29 protein-coding genes are annotated in these 19,924 nt (G+C 56.0%); 27 read left to right on the top strand and 2 right to left on the bottom strand.

Annotated features, from left to right (window positions below; translation table 11 throughout):
- Nucleotides 1-10 precede the first annotated feature (10 nt).
- The 4 genes from H8F21_RS13765 (at nt 11) to H8F21_RS13750 (ending at nt 2,543) form a co-directional block, all read left to right on the top strand.
- Complete coding sequence (locus H8F21_RS13765; RefSeq protein ID WP_203584569.1) at nt 11-358, top strand: hypothetical protein; 348 nt, start codon at nt 11-13, stop codon at nt 356-358.
- Complete coding sequence (locus H8F21_RS13760) at nt 355-873, top strand: NADAR family protein (protein WP_203584568.1); 519 nt, start codon at nt 355-357, stop codon at nt 871-873. The genes H8F21_RS13765 and H8F21_RS13760 overlap by 4 nt, the downstream gene beginning before the upstream one ends.
- Before the next feature lie 58 nt (nt 874-931).
- Nucleotides 932-1,192, top strand: a complete 261-nt coding sequence (locus H8F21_RS13755; RefSeq protein WP_203584567.1) for a hypothetical protein — start codon at nt 932-934, stop codon at nt 1,190-1,192.
- Nucleotides 1,193-2,048: 856 nt separating this feature from the next.
- The gene (locus H8F21_RS13750) at nt 2,049-2,543 is read left to right on the top strand and encodes a hypothetical protein (RefSeq protein WP_203584566.1); all 495 of its coding nucleotides are present in this window, start codon (nt 2,049-2,051) and stop codon (nt 2,541-2,543) included.
- 88 nt (nt 2,544-2,631) lie between these two features.
- On the opposite strand, the gene H8F21_RS13745 is transcribed toward H8F21_RS13750, so the two are convergent.
- Nucleotides 2,632-3,087: a hypothetical protein gene (locus H8F21_RS13745; protein ID WP_203584565.1), complete on the bottom strand. Its 456-nt coding sequence runs from the start codon at nt 3,085-3,087 to the stop codon at nt 2,632-2,634.
- A 990-nt stretch (nt 3,088-4,077) separates the two neighbouring features.
- Between H8F21_RS13745 and orn the strand changes: the two genes are divergently transcribed.
- From orn to H8F21_RS13730, 3 genes are all read left to right on the top strand, one after another.
- Nucleotides 4,078-4,671 carry an oligoribonuclease gene (gene orn / locus H8F21_RS13740; protein WP_203584564.1) on the top strand — a complete coding sequence of 198 codons (594 nt, stop codon included), beginning with the start codon at nt 4,078-4,080 and terminating at the stop codon, nt 4,669-4,671.
- A gap of 118 nt (nt 4,672-4,789) precedes the next feature.
- A complete protein-coding gene (locus H8F21_RS13735) occupies nt 4,790-5,179 on the top strand; it encodes a hypothetical protein (protein WP_203584563.1) in 390 nt (129 codons plus the stop codon).
- Nucleotides 5,180-5,228: 49 nt separating this feature from the next.
- Nucleotides 5,229-5,753: a hypothetical protein gene (locus H8F21_RS13730; RefSeq protein WP_203584562.1), complete on the top strand. Its 525-nt coding sequence runs from the start codon at nt 5,229-5,231 to the stop codon at nt 5,751-5,753.
- A 126-nt stretch (nt 5,754-5,879) separates the two neighbouring features.
- On the opposite strand, the gene H8F21_RS13725 is transcribed toward H8F21_RS13730, so the two are convergent.
- On the bottom strand, nt 5,880-6,305 hold the full coding sequence (locus H8F21_RS13725; RefSeq protein ID WP_203584561.1) for a hypothetical protein: 426 nt from the start codon (nt 6,303-6,305) through the stop codon (nt 5,880-5,882).
- 705 nt (nt 6,306-7,010) lie between these two features.
- Between H8F21_RS13725 and H8F21_RS13720 the strand changes: the two genes are divergently transcribed.
- From H8F21_RS13720 to H8F21_RS13625, 20 genes are all read left to right on the top strand, one after another.
- The gene (locus tag H8F21_RS13720) at nt 7,011-7,520 is read left to right on the top strand and encodes a hypothetical protein (RefSeq protein WP_203584560.1); all 510 of its coding nucleotides are present in this window, start codon (nt 7,011-7,013) and stop codon (nt 7,518-7,520) included.
- Nucleotides 7,521-7,608: 88 nt separating this feature from the next.
- Complete coding sequence (locus H8F21_RS13715; protein WP_203584559.1) at nt 7,609-8,244, top strand: hypothetical protein; 636 nt, start codon at nt 7,609-7,611, stop codon at nt 8,242-8,244.
- A gap of 61 nt (nt 8,245-8,305) precedes the next feature.
- Nucleotides 8,306-8,824 carry a hypothetical protein gene (locus tag H8F21_RS13710; RefSeq protein ID WP_203584558.1) on the top strand — a complete coding sequence of 173 codons (519 nt, stop codon included), beginning with the start codon at nt 8,306-8,308 and terminating at the stop codon, nt 8,822-8,824.
- A 291-nt stretch (nt 8,825-9,115) separates the two neighbouring features.
- Entirely contained in the window at nt 9,116-9,463 is a 348-nt protein-coding gene (locus H8F21_RS13705; RefSeq protein ID WP_203584557.1) for a hypothetical protein, read from the top strand.
- 119 nt (nt 9,464-9,582) lie between these two features.
- Nucleotides 9,583-9,861 carry a hypothetical protein gene (locus H8F21_RS13700; RefSeq protein WP_203584556.1) on the top strand — a complete coding sequence of 93 codons (279 nt, stop codon included), beginning with the start codon at nt 9,583-9,585 and terminating at the stop codon, nt 9,859-9,861.
- 131 nt (nt 9,862-9,992) lie between these two features.
- Nucleotides 9,993-10,676 (top strand): hypothetical protein, encoded by a 684-nt coding sequence (locus H8F21_RS13695; protein WP_203584555.1) that lies wholly within the window; start codon nt 9,993-9,995, stop codon nt 10,674-10,676.
- A 134-nt stretch (nt 10,677-10,810) separates the two neighbouring features.
- On the top strand, nt 10,811-11,500 hold the full coding sequence (locus H8F21_RS13690; protein WP_203584554.1) for a hypothetical protein: 690 nt from the start codon (nt 10,811-10,813) through the stop codon (nt 11,498-11,500).
- Nucleotides 11,501-11,652: 152 nt separating this feature from the next.
- Nucleotides 11,653-11,961, top strand: coding sequence for a hypothetical protein (locus H8F21_RS13685; RefSeq protein ID WP_203584553.1), 309 nt, complete (start codon nt 11,653-11,655; stop codon nt 11,959-11,961).
- A 78-nt stretch (nt 11,962-12,039) separates the two neighbouring features.
- Nucleotides 12,040-12,513 (top strand): hypothetical protein, encoded by a 474-nt coding sequence (locus H8F21_RS13680; protein WP_203584552.1) that lies wholly within the window; start codon nt 12,040-12,042, stop codon nt 12,511-12,513.
- A 129-nt stretch (nt 12,514-12,642) separates the two neighbouring features.
- A complete protein-coding gene (locus H8F21_RS13675) occupies nt 12,643-13,569 on the top strand; it encodes a hypothetical protein (protein WP_203584551.1) in 927 nt (308 codons plus the stop codon).
- A 58-nt stretch (nt 13,570-13,627) separates the two neighbouring features.
- Nucleotides 13,628-13,993: a hypothetical protein gene (locus tag H8F21_RS13670; protein ID WP_203584550.1), complete on the top strand. Its 366-nt coding sequence runs from the start codon at nt 13,628-13,630 to the stop codon at nt 13,991-13,993.
- Nucleotides 13,994-14,068: 75 nt separating this feature from the next.
- Nucleotides 14,069-14,761 (top strand): hypothetical protein, encoded by a 693-nt coding sequence (locus H8F21_RS13665; protein WP_203584549.1) that lies wholly within the window; start codon nt 14,069-14,071, stop codon nt 14,759-14,761.
- A 363-nt stretch (nt 14,762-15,124) separates the two neighbouring features.
- Nucleotides 15,125-15,607 (top strand): hypothetical protein, encoded by a 483-nt coding sequence (locus tag H8F21_RS13660; protein ID WP_203584548.1) that lies wholly within the window; start codon nt 15,125-15,127, stop codon nt 15,605-15,607.
- A 27-nt stretch (nt 15,608-15,634) separates the two neighbouring features.
- Nucleotides 15,635-15,946: a hypothetical protein gene (locus tag H8F21_RS13655; RefSeq protein WP_203584547.1), complete on the top strand. Its 312-nt coding sequence runs from the start codon at nt 15,635-15,637 to the stop codon at nt 15,944-15,946.
- 224 nt (nt 15,947-16,170) lie between these two features.
- Complete coding sequence (locus H8F21_RS13650; RefSeq protein WP_203584546.1) at nt 16,171-16,776, top strand: hypothetical protein; 606 nt, start codon at nt 16,171-16,173, stop codon at nt 16,774-16,776.
- 113 nt (nt 16,777-16,889) lie between these two features.
- The gene (locus tag H8F21_RS13645) at nt 16,890-17,246 is read left to right on the top strand and encodes a hypothetical protein (RefSeq protein ID WP_203584545.1); all 357 of its coding nucleotides are present in this window, start codon (nt 16,890-16,892) and stop codon (nt 17,244-17,246) included.
- A 196-nt stretch (nt 17,247-17,442) separates the two neighbouring features.
- Nucleotides 17,443-17,817 (top strand): Arc family DNA-binding protein, encoded by a 375-nt coding sequence (locus H8F21_RS13640; RefSeq protein WP_203584544.1) that lies wholly within the window; start codon nt 17,443-17,445, stop codon nt 17,815-17,817.
- A gap of 211 nt (nt 17,818-18,028) precedes the next feature.
- On the top strand, nt 18,029-18,664 hold the full coding sequence (locus H8F21_RS13635; protein WP_203584543.1) for a hypothetical protein: 636 nt from the start codon (nt 18,029-18,031) through the stop codon (nt 18,662-18,664).
- Between the two features lie 51 nt (nt 18,665-18,715).
- Nucleotides 18,716-19,042 (top strand): hypothetical protein, encoded by a 327-nt coding sequence (locus H8F21_RS13630; protein WP_203584542.1) that lies wholly within the window; start codon nt 18,716-18,718, stop codon nt 19,040-19,042.
- A 138-nt stretch (nt 19,043-19,180) separates the two neighbouring features.
- Nucleotides 19,181-19,765, top strand: a complete 585-nt coding sequence (locus tag H8F21_RS13625; RefSeq protein WP_203584541.1) for a hypothetical protein — start codon at nt 19,181-19,183, stop codon at nt 19,763-19,765.
- The last annotated feature ends 159 nt before the right edge of the window (nt 19,766-19,924 follow it).

The raw sequence follows: 19,924 nt of genomic DNA, 5'->3' as shown, positions 1-19,924 counted from the left end.
AGGTTTGATAATGGAAATCATCGAAACCCTCAAGAGCGCTGGGCATGACGCGGTCACTCTGGTGGCATTGGTTAAGCCCTTCGCTCAACCCCAGAGCACTCACACGGACTGCCTCGCCAGCTTGGCTGACGAGCACGCGAGCTTGTCCGGTTCCATCAGTGTCTTGGGTCCAGGTGCTGACATTGGGAGTGAAGCGGCTCTCGCCCAAGACAATGAGTGGGCGCGTGATGTGATCGACCGCGTTGAGGATGTTCGATCCCGCGAGCCGGAACTGAATATCTACCATATCTGCCGAAAGGCTGGGATTACGGTCCAGCTCTACAAGGAGGCTCGCGCTTACTACGGTGGCATCCAATGATCGTTGCAAATGGGATGCTTCTGTTCCACCACAGGTCCGAGATCTACAGTAACTGGTACATGCGACCTGTAACCATCAAGGGGATTACCTTCTGTTGCCTAGAGCAATTCCTGATGTTTGCGAAGGCCCGGCTGTTTGGAGATGAAGTCCGAGCTGCGGAAATCATGGCCACTTCCGACCCGGCTCAACACAAAGCGCTGGGCAGGCTGGTTGCAGGATATGTGGACGCCGTATGGGCTGCCCGACGCGGAGCGATCCTCAGGTCCGGTTTATATGCAAAGTTCACCCAGCATACGGACCTCAAGGCCGACTTACTGGCGACAGATGGTCTGGAGCTTGTAGAAGCAAGCGGCAAGGACCTGGTCTACGGCGTCGGATTTTGGCAGTCGAATCCGAAAATCTATGACAAGCGGAACTGGCGAGGGCTTAGCTTGCTCGGTCTTGGTCTGATGAGTGTAAGAGATCAGATCCGCCGGGAAGTTAATGAGGGGCTTCCGCACCGCCTGTATGCCTGAGGCAGCACCCACCACTTGCTGTGTACAGATGATCTGTTGTCACAACCCGGGATTAGATATGGAAGTTCCAGCCAACGCTTTGCCCAAGGGCACCGCTGTTAAGTTCACCGACGCATGGCTTCAGCAGGTTTCGCCAGCTGAGGCCCGGCGTTACATGGGCCGTGAAGGTCAGATTGCTGGCTACCGTGCCCAGGAAGGCTCGGGCACCCCGGAGCCGATTGTCGACTTTGACAAGCTTGGCCGTTACAAACCGGAGCGCCTATTTGAAGTGCCGTGGGCAAGGCTTGCACTTGCAGAGCCGAAGGAAGCGAAAGACTGAATCATGGAAATATCGCAAGACAGAAAGTCCCTCGCATTCCGCGAAGGACAACGGGCCAGGAAAGACGGCCTCAAGCTAGAAGACTCTGCAGTTAAGAATCTCAAAATCGGTACCCGCCAGTACAGAGAGTATCTGGAAGGATTCCGCTCGCTAGACACATCGGTAGAGGAGATCAAGTCCAGATAGGTCTCATACACCCAACGTTACTCAGTCGAGCAGGAGCCAGGCTGCCCTCCAAGGTGAATCATCCAGTATCATTGCAGTACGGTCAGGACATCTGCCCGTTCAAAACAAAGCCTGCGGGCATCAGATAGGATTCAGTTGTGGGACTCATTTGCGCACTAGCCTGGCAATTCCTCGTAGTCTGGGCAGCGATGAGGATTGGGTTCTCATTGCAAGTAATTGACTCGATGAGAATCCCAGTCAGGGATTCAAGTGTGTGCCAGCTGATCGGCCAACCCATTGCGGATGGCGCTTGTATCTTGACCGGTCGTGCTGTCGCTAGGCTCGATGGCACTTGGACTGTAACCTCGCTGACTGAGGAGACAGTCACACTCTCGAATATCACTTCGGGGTTCCTGTACGACCCAGCTCAATGGCATATGCTGGGTGGGTGGATCGCTAGCGCAGCCCTAATCATCGTCGCCACGGTTCTAATGCTCCTCCCTGTGCTTGTGCTTAAGCCGAAGCTACACATTTTCAAGCGCCTGAGGGGCCTGGCAGCGAAGTAGCCCGGCCGAACTCAGACCAGCACGAGCAGAATGCTCACGAATTCCGACACCTGGTTTTGGGTTGCGGTAGCTGTGCAGCCGTTTAACCTTCGGAGATTCCACTTCTCCATCTCCCAAGGTTGCCAATGAAAGTCCTCGCCATCTCCGCTGCATTAGCCCTGTGGACCACAGCAGTCAACGCCGACGACCTCTACAAAGTCGATGCGCAGTTAACGGTTTCTGGTAACAAGGTAGGCGCATTCACGACAGAGCTCCCAGCCGGAGCTTTCAGCAAATTCGAAAACACGCAGCACCGCCCCTACACCGCATCCCTGGCAGTCAAAGACAACAAAGTTACGGAGAAGGTTGAGAAGGACTTGGCGACAGGGTTCACGCTCACCAGCACAGCCATTACCACTACTGATGGGAAGGTCCTGTTCACGTATGCGATGGACTATTCAAGGCTGATCAAAATGACCCGGAAGCCTGTAGCTGGGACAAATGAATTTATCGACCTTCCCGAAACTTGGGAGATCGGCCATTCAGGCTCTGTGTTGTTCACCGATGGCGTTCCCGTGACCCAGAGCGGTGGAAACAGCACCGACCAGTGGGAATTGAAGATGACCGTCACGAAGATTTGATCACGGGCCGGCCCGCCTGGCGCATTTGGGCGCCCGGGGGCAACTCGTACACTGCTGAAGCACCAACCCCTAGAGCGCTACACGCCCCTCACAACGCTGGTTGAGCCTTCGGTATGCCAGCTTCATCCAGCTCGTTACAGAGACCGTCACAGATGGCCTGGCTCAGCTCGTTGTGATCCATGAAGCTAGGCAGGCGACCGTAACCAAAGCTGGTGGCCTGGTTCTGCAGCTCGAGTGTCTCACCCTGGTCATCGAGAATGCTCACCAGCAAATCGTGGTACCACCACTCACCAACATCCCACCCCTTAGCCTGCTCATCACTGACCTTGATTAGGTTGGCATCTCCTGGTGAGGTCCCCTCCTCATCTGGCACGAAGGTGATCTGGATGTTTCGGCCGCGGTATTGGAGTTTGAAGCTGAACTCCTCAACAGAGTCTGGCATCTCGGGAACGGCGGTAAGCCATGGTGAGGCTGGAGTTGGACTCAACTGCAAATGGCTAAGGCCAACAACAGGGGTCACTGGGCGAGACTGCTTGAGATCCATGAAAACTTCCTTCTCAGAATGAAGGGCCATGTTCTCCGGGGAATTGGTGTGCCAGAAGCATGCCGGACTAAGTACGTCCGGCATGAAACAGATGCGGTACCTCTACGGTACCGCCGAGAGGGGATCAGATGTAGACCTGTTGCGCTCCACCGCGAGGCAGTCGGTTGCGGCCTGGAATCTGGGCCAGACGTTGCCGCCAAGATGCGCTGGCGCTCAGTTTCGGTGCCGGCTGACCAGCGCGAGTGACCGCACGGGCAGCCGTGGCCATTCTGGATTTGACCTCACGCTGAGGTGCAGGACGTTCAGTGGTTTGCTCTACAACTCGTGCTGGGACGGACGCAACCTTATCCAGCGATCGCAAACACGTCTTACAGCTGACCTTGTCACGTTCCTGCGTCATGGCCAGGCTTGCACCAGTACGGCCGCAGGAGGAGGTGTTCAGGGCTTCCGAGTAATGAGTGACCACGTTTGTATCTCCGTTTGAATTGGCGCGCTGTATTCAATGCCCGCCACTTGCGCGCTTGCAGTGGCAGTTTTCGTTGAGGTGGTCATCGTCTCAGCGAAATCCGCGTGCCAGAACCAGCTGGATCATTTTTTTCCGCATCCCTTTGGTTCGCCTTTCTTGATCCTCCCGACATAATGGTTACCCAACTTAGGAAATCGAGGTCAGACATGACAGACGCTAAAAGCATAAAGCTCACGGCTGCCCAGGCCAGGGTGATGGAGTGGATGAGCCAAGGGTGGAGCGCCCGTGTTTCCCACGGGTCGGCAGTGGAGATCAACGGGGTACGGATGTGCAATGTCGACACACTAGCTGCCCTTCAGCGCCTTGGGTTGATCGCAAAAGGAACAGACTCCCCATATTGGGAAGCAACACCAGAAGGTAAGAAGTTCAGCCCCAAGTCTGGCCAATAGAGAGTCCCGTCAAGATGGTGGTGGCACACGGGTGCTGGCCGGACAATGGGCACATCCAACTAAGAGTACAGAACGATGCTACCTCCCCCTCGCAGGCTCCCCTGGCTAGACCTTGAAACTACCGGGTTCACTCAACTCCATGAGCGGATGGTCTACAAACACCGGATTCTCGAAATTGGCGCCCTGGTCACCGACGAGCATTTCAACGTCGTAGCCTCCTTCTCTGCTGTGATTCAGCAACCGATCGACGTTGTTATGAAACTCAGCGACGAGGTTGTCGTTCAGATGCACACTCAGAACGGGCTCTTCGATGAGGTGGCTCAATCGACCATGACGCTTGAAGCAGCCGAGCGCGAACTGATCCATTTCTACCGCTCGAATGGGGTTCCTGACATGGCTGCCCCGCTGTGCGGTAGCGGGATTCACTTCGATCGCATGTTTGTTGAAGCCCAGATGCCGGCGCTGAATGACTTCTTGTTCTATCGCAACCTGGACGTCAGCGCGGTCAAGGAATTCCTCAAGCTGATCTCCCCTTCCTTCGAGCCAGCAAAGCGAAAAAGTCACCGGGCCCTCGATGACATTCATGAGTCGGTAACAGAGGCCAGCGCCTATCGGGACCTTCTAGGCCCACTGCTCGCCACTTTGCACAACAAAGCACCTACAGCTTGAACGAGCGCCGCCTATGAGCCGGTCCTGCGCCAGCACTTAATTCGGAAGCTCATAGATAGCCGGAGCACCACTTTTGCTGGGGTATCATGGCCGCTTAGTTGGAACGCACGGCGGCCCCATGAGCAATACCTGCAACCCTCTACCCCAAACCGAGGAGATTAAGTTGCTCCTCAGAACGGCTTTAGCCGGTACCGGCATTGCAGTTGAGTCCATCACCACTACGGTCCTCTGCCTGCAGGCGATCGACCAAGCGCGCCGTTCATTTCCCGAAACACCAGAACTCATTGAGATTGAGCGCCGTCGGTTGGATGCTGCACTTCGCTTGGTCTGCCTGGTTGGATATACAAATGCCACGGCGGCCCCCGGCCTGGCCAACAAAGAGGCGGCACAGCTGTTTCGCGACTTCGCCAACGGAGTGCCTGTATCGGCTGATCGGATGAAAAGGCATCACACACTTTCGCGGCTATCGGTCGTCAATGGTGCTGACCAGGCACCCACGGCGCGGTGACCGTAGGTGAACCCCCGCGCTTACAACAAACTCCAGTCTGAGGAAAGCAATGACCGATAAAAATCCGAAGATGTACGCTGAACCATTCAATGTGTCCCGCTTGGGTGGCGAACTTGCCAGGATTGTGAAGGATCAACTCGACTTCCTTGGGCCGCGGTTGGTCGTAGGCGCAGACCGCGCCACCTTCACACCGGGATTTGCATTCGAGGGGCTGGTTGGCAACGCTTACCGTAAGCGTTCACTGACTAAGTTGAGCGCTGGCCCGAGCGGTGAGTCCTGGTTCTCGATCGTTATGGACGCCACAGGGGATAAATGGACGGTTGACTACCTTCTTGGTACCGACAACCTGGTGAGAGTGGTGACACCGTCTGCAGAATTCAATTGGGTTCACGAAACCCGTGGGCTTGCTGAAATCGTAATCCGGCCCCTGTTTGTAGACTGGGTGTTACGGCGTGGGCTGATACGTGAATACGGTGAGGACTATTCCGACCACCTCATCGGTGATGCGATGTTCGGCCGCTACACTCGGTCCATTGCACGCCTCTACTCAAAGTTTGGCATCCAGTGCCGCTAGCCTTCGGCGGCGCCCTCTCCAGCATTCGCCATGAATAGAGCAACCGGCCAGGCCATCCACACTCACGGATGGCCCTAGGCATTTACGGACACTGGACTCAGGCAAACGCCCGCGCTTGGCGACTCATTACCACCATGGCTCGAGACGAACCTTATGGCCGTCATTGATCGCCGCCGAGTTTGCTTTGTAGAAGGCCTCATACCGGTGGAGATGCTCCTGGCAGAAGGACTCCAACTTCTCCTTTGGGAGGCGCGGCGAATAGACCAGACTAGACGATCCGTCCAGCTCCGCAATCATTGCCGTGCCGTCACCGAAATCGTGGACAGCAGACCCTGAATAATCCATGGCCCGCATTGCTGCTGTGTCCGAAAAATCAACGAGGATAGGGGCTTGATTGACAGGACTGGCAGGCAAGTGAATGACCCCATCTTTTTTGTAAGCGGGGCCTGCAACAGTCACAAGTTGGTCAGACACGATCACTTGATCGCCCTCAACCAGCTTGAAAACATCGGTCAATTTGAATCGGTCCCAGTCGAATTTCTGTACCTGCATGTCGGTTACCTGGTTGTGAGTAGACCGCGCAACCATAGAACACGCGTCCTTCTTGCGCACTCCAAAACACCATCACCAAATTATCCGACTGCGGGAAATACCTGACACCCATCCGGTGACCAGGAGGGGCACGGTAAATCGGTTTTTCAGCGAAGCGGACTTACCTCGGGCTCAGATGTCTGGTTCGCCCTCGGCCGCGAGTTATCCTGCAGCGACACTACTCTCTCGGAGCGGCGCTTCTGGCACAGGGTGCACGTGTCATGATTCCAGGCATAGCCTCCGGTATCATTCGCGCCAAATGGTTGGAAAGTCGGTACCGGCAACGGAATTTAAGGTTGAAAAATGCCCCTTCATTACTGGTTGGAAACGAGCGTCCTTCGTGATCGAGTATGGCTACAGGCTTCCGATGGAAGCACCGTGGGCAGGTTCAGCCTACGCGGCATTGATCTGCACAACACAGTGACTGAGCAAATGGCAGGTGCGCCAGAATGCAGGCTCTGCACCCATGGCGCGACCACTATTGACGACTGGAATCTCTTTCGTGAGAAGGCCCTCGAATGGTGGGGCGTAGACGTGCCGGCTGATGCCATCTCAATCGAAAAACTAAAAGGCTCAACCAGTTCCGCTTTACCGGCCCGGTCCGTTTAGGTTCTGGCACACGCCCTTTGGCCTCATCCTGCAAGCCTCATCTACAGGAAACTCGATATGCCGCACGATACTGAAAGCCAACACACTGCCATCATCGTTCCAGCCCTCATCGAGACTTTGAAGCGCGAAGGCTGGCACCTCCAGTCCGTGCGCGGCATCGTGTCAGCCTGCCACACGATCAAAACAGTGGAAGAGCTCTCAGAGCACCTCCCCAACCTTGATGTTGCAATTATCGAGTTCTCCGAAGGCCCTGCTGCTGAAGTCGTCAATCTCCTGCGATTCGACAACCTCGCCGAACCTGAAGGTCAAGTGTACGGTTGGACCGGCCGCGGGAAGCCTGGCTTTGGCACACTCGTTGAGGAATTCGTTCAGTCCATCCCCTCGTTGTTGCTCCAGCAGATTGCCGACCAGGACCTCAGCCCTGACCAGCTTGCGCTCAAGTACGCCAGCACAGGGGAACACAGTCTGTATCCGAAGTCAGACTGGCGCTATGAGGTGGCCTGTGTAAACACACTGAGGGGCTATTGGGACTGGGTTGCTGCGATGCTTGACGAGGTTGCGGTATAGGCCCAGCGCCGCTGCGACTCCAACCGCCTGCGGGGCTTCTGGCACGTCCAATTCACCCTGAAGATGGGTCTTCATCAAGGAGACCCTCATGCAAATCAATACTCTCAAAGGCAACATGCTCAGCTTACACTTGTGCATTGCCCTGGATTTGCCAAACACCGGCACATTGGAGGCACCCTGGGATGCCTGGGAGTGCGATCTGATCCGTGAAGGCCGAGAGTTCGGCCCATTCGACACTCCTCACGCAGACCAAAACCCCTACGCCTGGCTGGCGATCATGCCCACGGTCAGCCGGCTGCAGCTCTCCAGCCGCCCAATCGGCATCGATAGCTGGCTGGTAGAGACGCCTGATGGGCGTAGCTACATGGCGCGCCGCCTTATTCACGCCTACGCGCTGGCCATTATCGGCTGCACGCTGGGGGACGTACTCCCACAGTGGTATGAGGACCCGCATTTCAATAAGAAAGTTTTCCTCCCGCCGCTCAACGTAGAGTATGGCCAGTCCGGCCCGGATGAGGGGGTGCCAACCGCCAGCACATTCCAAGCCCCGGCCTTGGGTGCGATCACTTATGGCGAAGCGCTCGAGCTAGCCAAATCAATGACCACCAACGCACAGGCTTTCAAGTACACCTGCGACGGCCATTCATGGGTCCAGATCCATCTCATGGATGGCACAGTACACCCGCTTTACCAAGGCGATAGCACTATCGGGCTAGCCCGCTGACCGCTTACGACTAAAAATTGAATGAGCTAGATTTACTTCTGTCATTTTTTGGAACCTACCTATGCAAGACAACATCTCACCAGCAACCATCTATTCAGCTTCCAATCCGCGCCAAGCAGGCCTCTTTCCGGATTCCCAGCATGACGAGCTCTGGATCGCCGACATCAAGGCCTGCCAGCCGGGAGGCGCATGTCGGTTGTTCAAGAATGTAATGTTCGTCGAGTCTCAGGGGGCCGTATACCTGTACGGGCTCGAACATGAAGACGGTCGTCCTAGAGAAGTCAAACCGGTGCAGGCTGATTCTCAGCAACTCTTCGTCAACTTTGTACGAGAGCAAAATGATGCTCTGCTGACCATGATTGGGTTGCTCGCTCCAGTCTTCGACGGGTCGGAATATGCTTGCCAAGCCCGTGTCACTGCAGCCTACATGATCCGACGTGAACACCTCCGGTTTCTAGCTGTTGGCTATCGCAATCGTGATGGCGATTACGTCAGAGAGAAATTTGAAGACCCTGATGATTGGCTCGAGAATGCAAGGGCAATCGTTCCTTTCGACACATTGGAAGTGGAAGAATCCTAAACTGGATAGTTGTGAGAATCCCTGAGCAGTCGCTGATGGCTCCCGCCCCCGATTCAATTCAGGAGCGTGAGATGCTGAGTGAGTTTGGGGTTCCAACCGAGGGGCGGCACGGCACACACGCTGTACCAGGGCGAGAGCCTTATTGGGCTCCCCACCCTCCCCGCGAAGTGAACCCTAGGGCCAGCATTGAAGACCCCGGTTTCAAATCCACGCTGTACCAATCCGGTACACTTCAAGCATGCAGGCGGGCATTTATCCTCCGCCTGCAAGTCAAGATTTAAGGAATTCCCTGTGAAGCAATCTATCAATCTCCCTATTGGCCACCCCTATGTGGACGGTAAATCCTCCGGTGTAGCACTGATGGCGCGCGAGTTTATGCGGCCCAAAGGTCAGTGGAAGCAGTTCTGGACGCGACACCTGTTGAACATTTCACCAGACAGCCGCCTACCACGCGGCTTCAGCCCAAAACTGGTGGATGAGGTTTCTCTGAGAATCTGTGACGAAGCGCCAGCGTCTCCCAGCTGGATGGATCTGAATAAGGACTCGATCGCCGAGGCCGTTCAGATGCTAACCCCCGCCGCACCGGTGAAGAAACCCGCACGCAAGAAGCCAAAACCAGCAGTAACTGCTGTCGAGTGATGGACGCTGGCCTGCCCGGAATGGACAGGCCACCCCAATACACCATTTGGTTATTCCCGCTTCTGCCACACCCATTCCCGCCTGATGATTGATCCATCGAAACCCAATGGAGAATCACCATGGCAGCGCTGCATGATTTTCGCTTCAACCTTCGCAAAGTGACATTCCAAGGCAATCTGGTTATCGCGGCCGCCGGCAGTGCTGCGATCCTGCTCGAGGAATGCAAGCTGATGTCCTACGCCGACGCTCAAGCCCACCTCACCAAGCTCAGCAGCGCGCAGACTGTAAGTCACTCTGCAGTGCTTAGTCTCAAGTACCGGCACGACAAGAAGCCGCGTGGCTGGAACAACAATCCTCGAAACCGTATCGATTTCGAAGCCCCCCAGCACGGGGCTTGACCACGAATTTCGATGCCATCGCTTTCGCGGGGGCACCTCACCTCTCATACATAATTGGCGCATCTCAATTGCTCGGTGCACCTCAGGCGCGCCAACCCACCCGCCTTACCACCAAACCATGAGGAATCTTCGTGACGGACTCACTTGAATCGCGCGTACAGCGCCTGGCGCTCGCGAACCATTTCATTAGCGCAGTCGCCAGTTGCGGCCGGCAGTTCTTTCTGCACAAGTCCAGCGGCCGCGTCGCTGAGCTGCGCCTCATCACCGACCAGGTGTTCATCGTCGATGAGGCCACTCAACACCAGGTCAATACCCACTCCGACCGTGACTGGCCCAACTTCTCCCACGGCGGGGGCTTGCGCGACTTCATCTGCTCAATTCGTGATTACGTCATCAGCGGCGATCAAATCCGGCATGAGTATTTCAAAACAGTGCCAGCCGGCGAGCGTGTTGTTAACCATTGGGGCTATGAGAACGAGGCTCTTGATGCGGTGCGCCAGGCCGGGCAAAAGCTGGGCATTGTCACCATCGAGCCTACATCGGACTGTACTAACCCGCCCCTTTCCACGCTCTACCTGAATGGCGGCCTTGGGCGCAAGCCGCTCACTCACAAGCACTACCTAACCGAGTGCAACAAGTGTGGCTGGGTGGGCAGCTCAGAGGAGAGTGCTGGGACGTCCGGGCCCCATGACGATTCGGATGTTATCTGCCCTAACTGCCACCGCGATGATTGCAGTGAGATTGATACTGCACGCGCACTCGAAATTCTTCAGGCCGTGGTCTTAGGACCAATTCCGAGAATAGTCAGCAGCTGATCCCATTGATGACGGGGCATCAGGACCTGTGAGTTGAGCAACTCAGCATGCTTTGGGTTTGAACATGGTGTTTTGGGTTGTGATTATCCCCCTATTATCGACAATGACTGGCCTCCTATCTCTGAGCACTTCACATGCAAACCAAACCAACTGTATTCAGTTCCGCATCTGAGATCACAATCGCAGCAGAAAAGTACGGCCCTATCCGACTCACAGCGCCTGGCTATTCCTTCGAAATTACCCGCAGCTTCAGCGGCAGCGTAGGTTTGGTGCTTCGTGCCATGGATGAGGAGGAAACGCGCCCGGGGTTCGATCATCCGCTCTCTTACGTGGTGACCGGCGGCCTCTACGACAAAGTCCTGGCTCATTTCACCTGCAGGGCCGAAGCGGACAAACTGATCGAAGGAATCACCTCGCTGTACAGTCGTGTACACACCGAAGTCTCCGCGGGCCCCGACCCAAAATCGTGGACGTCACGACTGATGACGCTCGGTGAGTTCTGCGGGGGAGCCTTAATCGTCGGCTTGCTGTGCTCTGTCACTGCCAACGTCGGCTGGAACCTGGCATCCCATGTTTGGGATTGGGATGACGGAGCAAAATATCCATCACCGATCGTCGAAAGTGCCCCGTCTATGCAAGGTGATGCTGTGTTGGCCGTGCTCAAGGAATCTCTGCGCATACTTGAGGAGAAGGCGAGCAAAACTGACCTTCAAATTTATGGAAGTCGCGATCTGCAGGAATGTCGTCCGATCGGTGGATGGAACCAGGTCGAGTCCGATCAGGGAGCTGCAAACAATATCGAAACCGAGGAGCGCTCTGAGTAAAGCCAGCGCTTCCAGACCCCAACGGCTTAGTGTCGCCCGGGCCGAAGCACTGGCTTTCGGGAACATCGTAGATTGAACAATCCTCGCTTGACTGGCTTCTGGCACTGCCCCGGGGGCCTGAAGATGGGCCACCATTTAGCGAGGAGTACCCCATGTATACCAAGGCCCAACTTTCTAACCTGTTCGACTTGATCTCCAACCTTGGCAACGTTTCGCCAACTGCGCCAAGTGACATGGCTGCCGCTCAAGCAGAAGTGAACCGGCTGATGCAGCTCGATCAGGAGATGCTGCTGGTGTGCCACGAACACCGGCACGGGGTAACGAACTATCCCGTTCTGGCTCCTCGAGGTACCGTCCTTGGAGAAGCGCAGATGCGGGCAATGCTGGCCGAGGAGTTCGAGCCTGAAATTGGCGAGTACCTGAACTATGAGGTACTCGGCAACCCTGCATTGATTGAATGATTTGTAGTGGCCGGGGGCTTCTGACACCCCTAACCCGCCCTGAAAATAGGCACATCATTCACCGACAGGCATTATTCGATGGCTAACTCCCTAACTATCACTCTCACTGAACTCAAGACCCTCGGCAGTTCGGAAGTTCATTGCGGCTATGTGGCAATGGATGACTTCAACGAAGCCGTATGCCGCGTTTCAACATCGTGGGAGTCCTTCAAGGCTGAATTCCCCACTCTTGAGGCTCTGCTGAGTCACGTACTGGGTGAGGACGTGTTCTCCGGTCTGAACGCCTCATACACTGTCAACGGCCTTTCCATCGAGCTGGATGAATCACAGGATGAGGATCAATCGCTCAGCTACATCAGCGTAGAGGGTGCTGAGTTCATCTACGGCGACGAGTCGATTACACCATCGCCGCCAGTCGAGCAGGTGGCAGTGGACACCCTTCGTGGCCTGCTGACGGAGGCACTAGACTTCACCGTCGGTGACCTCGACTACGATAACTTCGAGCTCCTCAAAGACCGAGCTGCGCCATACCTGCCCGGCTGGAACCGCTGAAGCAAAGCCCTCCCCACCGGAGGGCTTTTTTATACCTACTCAATGGTCGGTGATTTCTTGTGCGCCGCTTCTGGCACACCAAAACCTGCCCGAAAATACGCTCATTCAGAAATTCATCGGAGCAGCAAAGTGAAATCCTCCTACGTTTGGACCGCAGAAGCAATCGCGCTACTGGGTACCGACACCGACTCTGCGATCGCGCAAAAGCTGGGCATTACCATCGGCGTGGTAGCTGGCAAGCGGACCCGTCTCAACATCCTGCCTTCGCGAGCCAGCGCCGCGATCGCTGACGTTCCGACTACCCCGCCAGCCATAAAAGCAACTCGTATCACGACCCGATCCAGCGAGCCAAAGCAAAAATTCTGGACGCCTGAGCGCACCAAGATGCTGGGTACCAAGAATGACTATGAGCTGGGCAAGCTCTGGGGGGTTAGTCATAAGCGGGTCACCAGCAAGCGAAACGGCATGGGTATCGAAGCATTCAACAAGCATTCGCGGATCGAATGGACCCCGGAGAAACTGGCCATCCTCGGCACGATGACCGACATTGACGCGGCCAAGTTGCTGGGGGTAAGCCGTAGCTGCGTACATCTGCGCCGCACTGAACTTGAGATCCCTGCCTTCGTGACCCAACAGGAAATCACCTGGACCGAAGAAGCGTTGGGCCTTCTGGGCATGATGACTGATAAGGATGTCTCAGCTCGGACGGGAATCCCCAGTGGTTCGGTCGCATACAAACGTAATCAACTATTGATCGACGCCTTCGTAGGTGAGGCCTCGAGCAGCTGGACCCCAGAGCGCGACGCCATCTTGGGAACCATGACTGACCGAGAAGCAGCTGCCGTACTCGGTGTTTGCCATCAGACGGTGATGCTTCGACGCAATGCGCTTGGCATCCCAGCAACGATTCCTAAACCACGCCACACCTGGACCCCGGACCAGGAGCAAAGGCTGGGGACGGCAACCGACAGCCAGCTCTCCCGAGACTTTGGGGTTTCGCTGAATGTGGTCAGCCGTAAACGCAGCCAGCTGGGCATCGAGCGCTTTGCAGCCTAAGTGCCTGCCGATCAGGCCGCCTGGCGTCATTGATAATTTGGATGAAGAGGCTAAGGAAATGGGTACCGTAGACGACGCAACCGGTAAAGAAGATGAGCAGCTCAAGGCACAGCAAGTAGTCGCAGAGCTCGAGCGTCTGCATCCTGAGATCGCATGGTCCCTTTATCCACTGGGGGACTATGACCAGATGGCTGAGCTGGATGCCCCAGATCTACTGGTGAGCTTTGGCAGCGAGGCGCAGCAGCTCGAGGAGGGTTTGGTGGATGCCTTCTCGACAATCACAGGCGAGGCCTGCGAGCCATCTCATTGGGGAATCTCAGTTGACGCCGCGCTGATCCTCCAAAGCCACAACCGGGTGTTCATTGCGAAGTACCGGAACTGTGATGGCCCAAAATACTTGGCCAGTAAGCAGAAATCCGACTGAAAAATTCAACCTGGCGGGTGGTTCTGGCACTGCCGAAGACATATGACAATACGCTCATTAACTAAGGGGTGAGTCATGTCGGATCAACCAGCAACAGCACAGACAATCGATGGTGCACTTCAGGACGGTAGCCTGCCACCAATGAACCGCATTCGGTTGCGTGCTCAGCTGGGGATGGTCGAAGACATTACTGCGTCGAATATCAGGCTTGCGACCGCCCTGCTGCTGCAGCGGGTGCAGGATTACTACACGGTTGTTCAGTACACAGGCCCGGCATACGTCTATGGCCGAGTGGACAGCGAATTCCCTTCTGCTCTGTATGCCAAACCAAAACACAGCTACATGAACGACACCTGGTTCCAACAGGAAATGTCTCCTACGCATCCGACCTGCACCGTCGAAAGACTCTTCAGTGAGGCCGGTTGGTTGTGCCTTGATACTGCCTGCCGGTTAGCTGTTGCTGAGCTGGCGCGCGAGGTACCTGAGGCCCGCGCAGTACTTGACCAGGGTCGGTACGCCATCAAAGGGATGTGTCAGCAGCGAGAGTTGACGGAACTCAACTGGAAGGACTCCCGCCGCCGGCTGGGTACCCCAGGCATCCGCAAAATGCTCAAGCGGTTCAGTTCCAAACTGCGGTTTGTACGGATCGGCAAAGGCAAAGGTATCCTGCCAATAATCCTCCCCCATGAGCGGATCACTACATCCCATATCTACCGCGACATCACAGACTGGTCCTACGAAGATCAGCCTGTGGCACACGCCTGCTGAGCAGGCTTTTCCAAACCTAGAAAAGTGGACTCATGATGATGACGACCTGGACGGTTGTGCGATTCCCAAATGGCAGTTGGAGTTACGGTGGCAAACCCACCGATCCTGACTACGCCGAATGTGAGGTTTTTAGAATCCCAGCCGAGAGCGCTAAAAAGGCTGTGAAGGCTGCTCAGAGCAAGCGCTCCGCGGCACTAAGCAAAGCCAAACGCCTGGCAGCAGCGCAAGCAGCACCAGAACCAGAACCAGCTCCTATTGCATAGGGGCTGGTTCTTCCAGGTCACGGCTTCTGGCACAAGCCAAAGAATTCCAAGATTGCACTACTTCGATGCATCACGTTTCTTCCACGGAAGAGGTCTGAAGATGTTCAAAAGCACTAAAACTGTCATCAGCACCGCACTCGATCGGGCGGGCCTTGCAGTAGCGTCTGCGGAGCACGCCTATAGCCACTTCGGCGAGAGCTTCACTCGCCGGGCCGAATGGGCGAACTGGATTGAAGGCTTTTTCGAAGGCCTGGCCATGGGGATAAAGGCGGTTCGTTCGCGGGAACCCGCATTCGATCCCGCCTACAAGGCAAGCGTTAGCTTCACGACCCAAGGGGAAAGCCTATTGGTAGAGGTTAACCTGCCAGATGCCGACGGTCTCGTTACTCCAGTCGTGAGCACCTTGAACTACGCCGAAACCATGGCTGCCGCGTCTGGGCTCAAAATACTGCGCGGTACCGGCGTTTTCGCCCTGGCCGACGGCCAGGCCGCAGCGTTCATCCGCTGTGCGGAGGAGCTTCGAGCTTCTCGAAAATTCGTTGCACCCAACACACTGGGCACTACCCGCCCGGCAACACACTAATCACTAAAGCTTCCGAAGGAATAGATCATGATCCAGGCACCTGCCATCACCACCACTGCTGCCGCATCTAACCTGGCCGCCTTCGCCGCCTGCATGGACGAATTGGCCGTTCAGATGGTCGAGTCGGCTGACATCCTGCGCACATCTCCAATGTCCACCATCACTGGTAACGACATCGCCAAGACTGTAACCAGCATGGAGCTGCGCGCTAGCCAGATCCGCGATATCACCGTTCAGTTCCGCCAGTCTGGTGACATGGCCAGCTTCAACCAGGCCTGCGAGCTGGCCGGCTGGAAACCAGACCGCCAAGCCCTCGCCAAACTGCAGGTGGCGCACTGACTGTGGTGGCGAGACCAACGCTGTTGAGCGGGCTTTATCCCAACAACCATGGGCCGGACCCTTCGGCCCGGGCACGCGGGGGCCGCGGCCGGATTTCGGGGCAAATAGTTGAAAGACCCGCCTCGGAATCCAATTTTCAGTAGCTACCATTGTCTCTTTTAGCTATACCTGTACTCATCGTAGCCATATGGATTGGCTGGGGGCACCCGCCGCCCGGCAGAAAAATGAGTAGAACAGGCATTCTCAATAGCATCGACCTATCTAGAGGGGTCGATATTGCTTCATCCCTGGACTTGAAATACGAATCCAGCCGGGAGAGGCGAAAAGCACGAATTCATCTTTCACTCATGCTCACCACTGCCGCCGCGGCACTCGGGAATTTCCTACCTGGCCTTCAGATACCCACCGTCTGGGTCGCCTGCTCGGTTACCGCTCTGCTCCTCGCCCGCACACTCCCAACGGTACGATCCGCTCTCCGCAAAACCAAAGCGACCAAGGAATCTGCCCTGCAGATCCAGTCCTTGCTAGTCGAGGAAGTTCACGGGGAACAAGCATTCGCCTTTAAGGTCTCGAAGTTCCAACCGAAAATGCGGTTACGCATTGCAACGATCTCCAAAGATAATCGCGTCAGCATCCGTACCTATAGCGTTGCGCCTGGCACCCCGCCGACCCTCAAGGTTGAGGATCGTCAGATTTACGTGAAGCGCTGGCTGACAAGGACCTACGGGGATAAATGGAACCAGCTCGCCCTGGATCGCAGAATTTCGGTTCCGCGTGCAAGAAATCCTCAGTTCAAATTTGGGACTGCCCCCGCTACCCCGATGGACTGAATCCGCAGGCCGGGTATGAGTCAGCGCCTGTGCAATTAGTTTTCATCACCCGCTTCTGGCACAGCTGACTCGCCCTGAAGATGGCTCCATCAACTTATGACTGGAGCCACCCCATGCACCAACAGATCAACCTGGCCACCCGCGACGGAATTCGCTCCGCTGAGCTGTTCACCACGTTCCACTGCAAAATTGCCGGGGAGCGCTACACCTTCGCAATCCACCGCCACCTCTCCTGCAATACCCATGTGAAGGTCTCTGAGCTGAAGACGGGTATGGGTATTGCCGAGATCCTCTTCGCTGACCTGGTGGAAAGCGAAACGCCTTCTTTTGTAGTGGCTGACCTCGTATCCCAGGGCAAGCAGGCCCTTGCAGAGCTCATCGACACACGTGGTGAGCAGACTGTAGCCCAAGTGCTGATGGACAATCGTCATTTGGCTCAGGTTCTCAATGATCGTGCCGTGGTGCACTAATCACCAATATCTAGCTAGTCAGCTTGTGAGTACCGGTCAGGCTGGAGCGTTGGCCACCGGCGACGTACGACTAGTGAATTTGGATAGGCTGTTTTCGCTAGCCTTCCGCCACCATACCAATAGAATCATGCCATTCGCCGCAGAAATCCTAGATAGAGGATGGTGGCACGCTCAGAAGGGACCGAAACTGAGCGGCATGTACCGGCCCCGCCGGCAAGACAGAGAGGAAAGAGCAGTGCCCCCATCTTATAATGCCTACAACAGCCGAACCGCAGATAAATTCGTCGTCAGGCTGCCAGCGGGAATGCGCGAGCGAATTGGTGAAGTCGCCAAAAACCACCACCGCAGCATGAACTCCGAGATCATCTCTCGCCTGGAAGATAGCCTATCGCTTGAGGAGGGCGAAGGCAGCATGCTGATCCACAGCGATAGTCTGTCTGCTAGTGAGCAGCAGATGCTCAAGGCCTTCCGCAAGCTGGCTAATATGCAGCAGAAGGCTCTCGTGGACCTGATCTCCGTTAAACCCACACTCAAGGATCGGGGACAATTGGCCGAAGCCAAGGTAGCCTAAACGTCCTTCAGCCCAACAGCCCGGCTGCCAAGCTCAGAACCCTGATGCTGGCACCGGGCTTTTTAATGGCCACCGTTCAAGTTCCGAACCACCCGCCCATTAAAGGCGGCCGTTCAGATGCCCGCTAAATGAGCGATCAGCTACCGATCGGGCTTCTGACACATGGTAAGTCGAGAGACTCTTACTCCATTAACTCAGTGGAGCATTCCCCATGGAACACGATCAATCTACCTGCCTCAACCTGAACCAAGCGTTTCTGCGCTACAACGCCTTGGGTGTCACCCGCAACGTTCGCCCCCGGGCGCGGGTTTGCTTACAGGGCCACTCCACCCAACTCGTCAAAATCATCCTCCTCGCTGACTACCAAACTTCCTACTGGGATCCGCGCCTGGCAAGTGCCTACGCGGTAGCAGCTACGTTTGTTCTGGACGGAGCAACAGCCCGCAGCTACCAAGCAGCTGTAGATACGGCGATCCGAATGCATGGCCGCGGCGCGCCGGCGCAAAGCAAGAGAGCGGAAATGCAGGCCTTGTGCGACCTAATCGCGGACAGCAGATCTGTGTGCATACAACTCGACCCAGCAATCGTTGACCTTCTTTGTGGAACCAGCGGGCCTCTTCAAGCCCTGGATGAGACCTTGAAGAACATTAAGCAGCGCGCCATATACAGCGGCCGCTGCCCCATCATCGGTATCAAAGGTGAATTCACTGCAGAGCAGATCGGTGCACTGGTACGCGATACCCTGGCTGAGGGCCAGACGACGTTTACCGAGGAGCGCTTCGCGTGTGAAGCAACCGTGGGTGAACACACCAACTGGCGCTTTGAACAGATCAAACAAGCTGCGTAGGCAATGACAATCGGGGCCCTTCCAACCCCGACCATGAGGAGAACCGTATCTATGCGAATGGACCATGCACCTTATCCAAAACACGCGCCTCACATTGTCGCCGCGCTTGAGCGGGCCATTGCAGACAAGGCTGACGGAGTGCTGTCAGGGTTTCGGTTGCTGGGTGCCCATGGTACCGGCATGCGTAAAGCCTGTGGGTTCGCCTTTGGCCGCCTGGGCTTCTCAGACGAAACCCCCATCCATACCAGTACGATCATGTGGGTTGGTATGGATGCCATCACCACCAGCAGCGGTCGACGCTATGTAATAGCCGACTACCAGGGTGACGCCAAAGCTGAACTCAAGGCACTGAAGGCCGAGTTGAGGAAACCAAAGTAGGAGTTACAGCAACTGGCTGCCGGTACTTAAAACAGCTAGCTGTCTATGCGGGCCACACTCAAAATTAAGCTTTTCCCCTGCTTCTGACACACCTCGACCTCGCTTGTAATGGGCTCTTCAACTAATGAGGAGCCTGATATGACCCACGCTATCAATACCCCTGGCAAGAAGTGGATCCCCGCAGCCAAAGTGATAGCTGAAACCCCCACACATGGCGACACCACTGTCAGTGGCTTCTACAAGCGCCTGTCCTCGGGCATCCACTTCTACGGGCTGGACGGTGTCCTCTTCGCCTGCCTGATCACAAATCGCCATGGAGAACGCTTCTTCGTAACAGCTAGCGAGACGACTAAGGGTCCATGGTTTATGCACAGCACGTGCTCCCTCACTGACATCAAGCTGGGTATAGATGGTCTGGGCTACAGGGCCCAAAAAGAACTTGAGCAGTACATCGTGGATGAACTCGATACCCTCAAAGCAAACGCGGCCCTGGCAAAGCACGGCGTGACCTTTGAGCAGTTCGTAGGCATGGCCAACCAAGAGCCGACCGCCGATACCACCCTGCAGGCCATCCACATAGCCGGACTTACCCACGAGCCCCAAGGGATTGAAGACGACGGTTACCTTCTGGCCACCCGCCTGGGTCGCCATATGCTTGGCGCTGCTGGCTACGCCCCGGTGAACGGAAAGTGGGTAAAGACCGCCGGTGCGATTGCCGCATAACCACCGCGACGCTCGCCGGTGACTCGGCGAGTTCAACTGTAGCGCTTATACCCCAATTGGTCCTGAGCAGCCCAGCTGCCTTTAGCCGGCCGCCTGGGCTACGGACAGAAATAAAAGAGGGATTTCGACAGTTCGAGGCTTCTGGCACAAGCCGATCCA

This window comes from Pseudomonas arcuscaelestis (assembly GCF_016881005.1).
Lineage (GTDB): Bacteria > Pseudomonadota > Gammaproteobacteria > Pseudomonadales > Pseudomonadaceae > Aquipseudomonas > Aquipseudomonas arcuscaelestis.
This window is presented reverse-complemented; position numbering and strand designations above follow the sequence as displayed.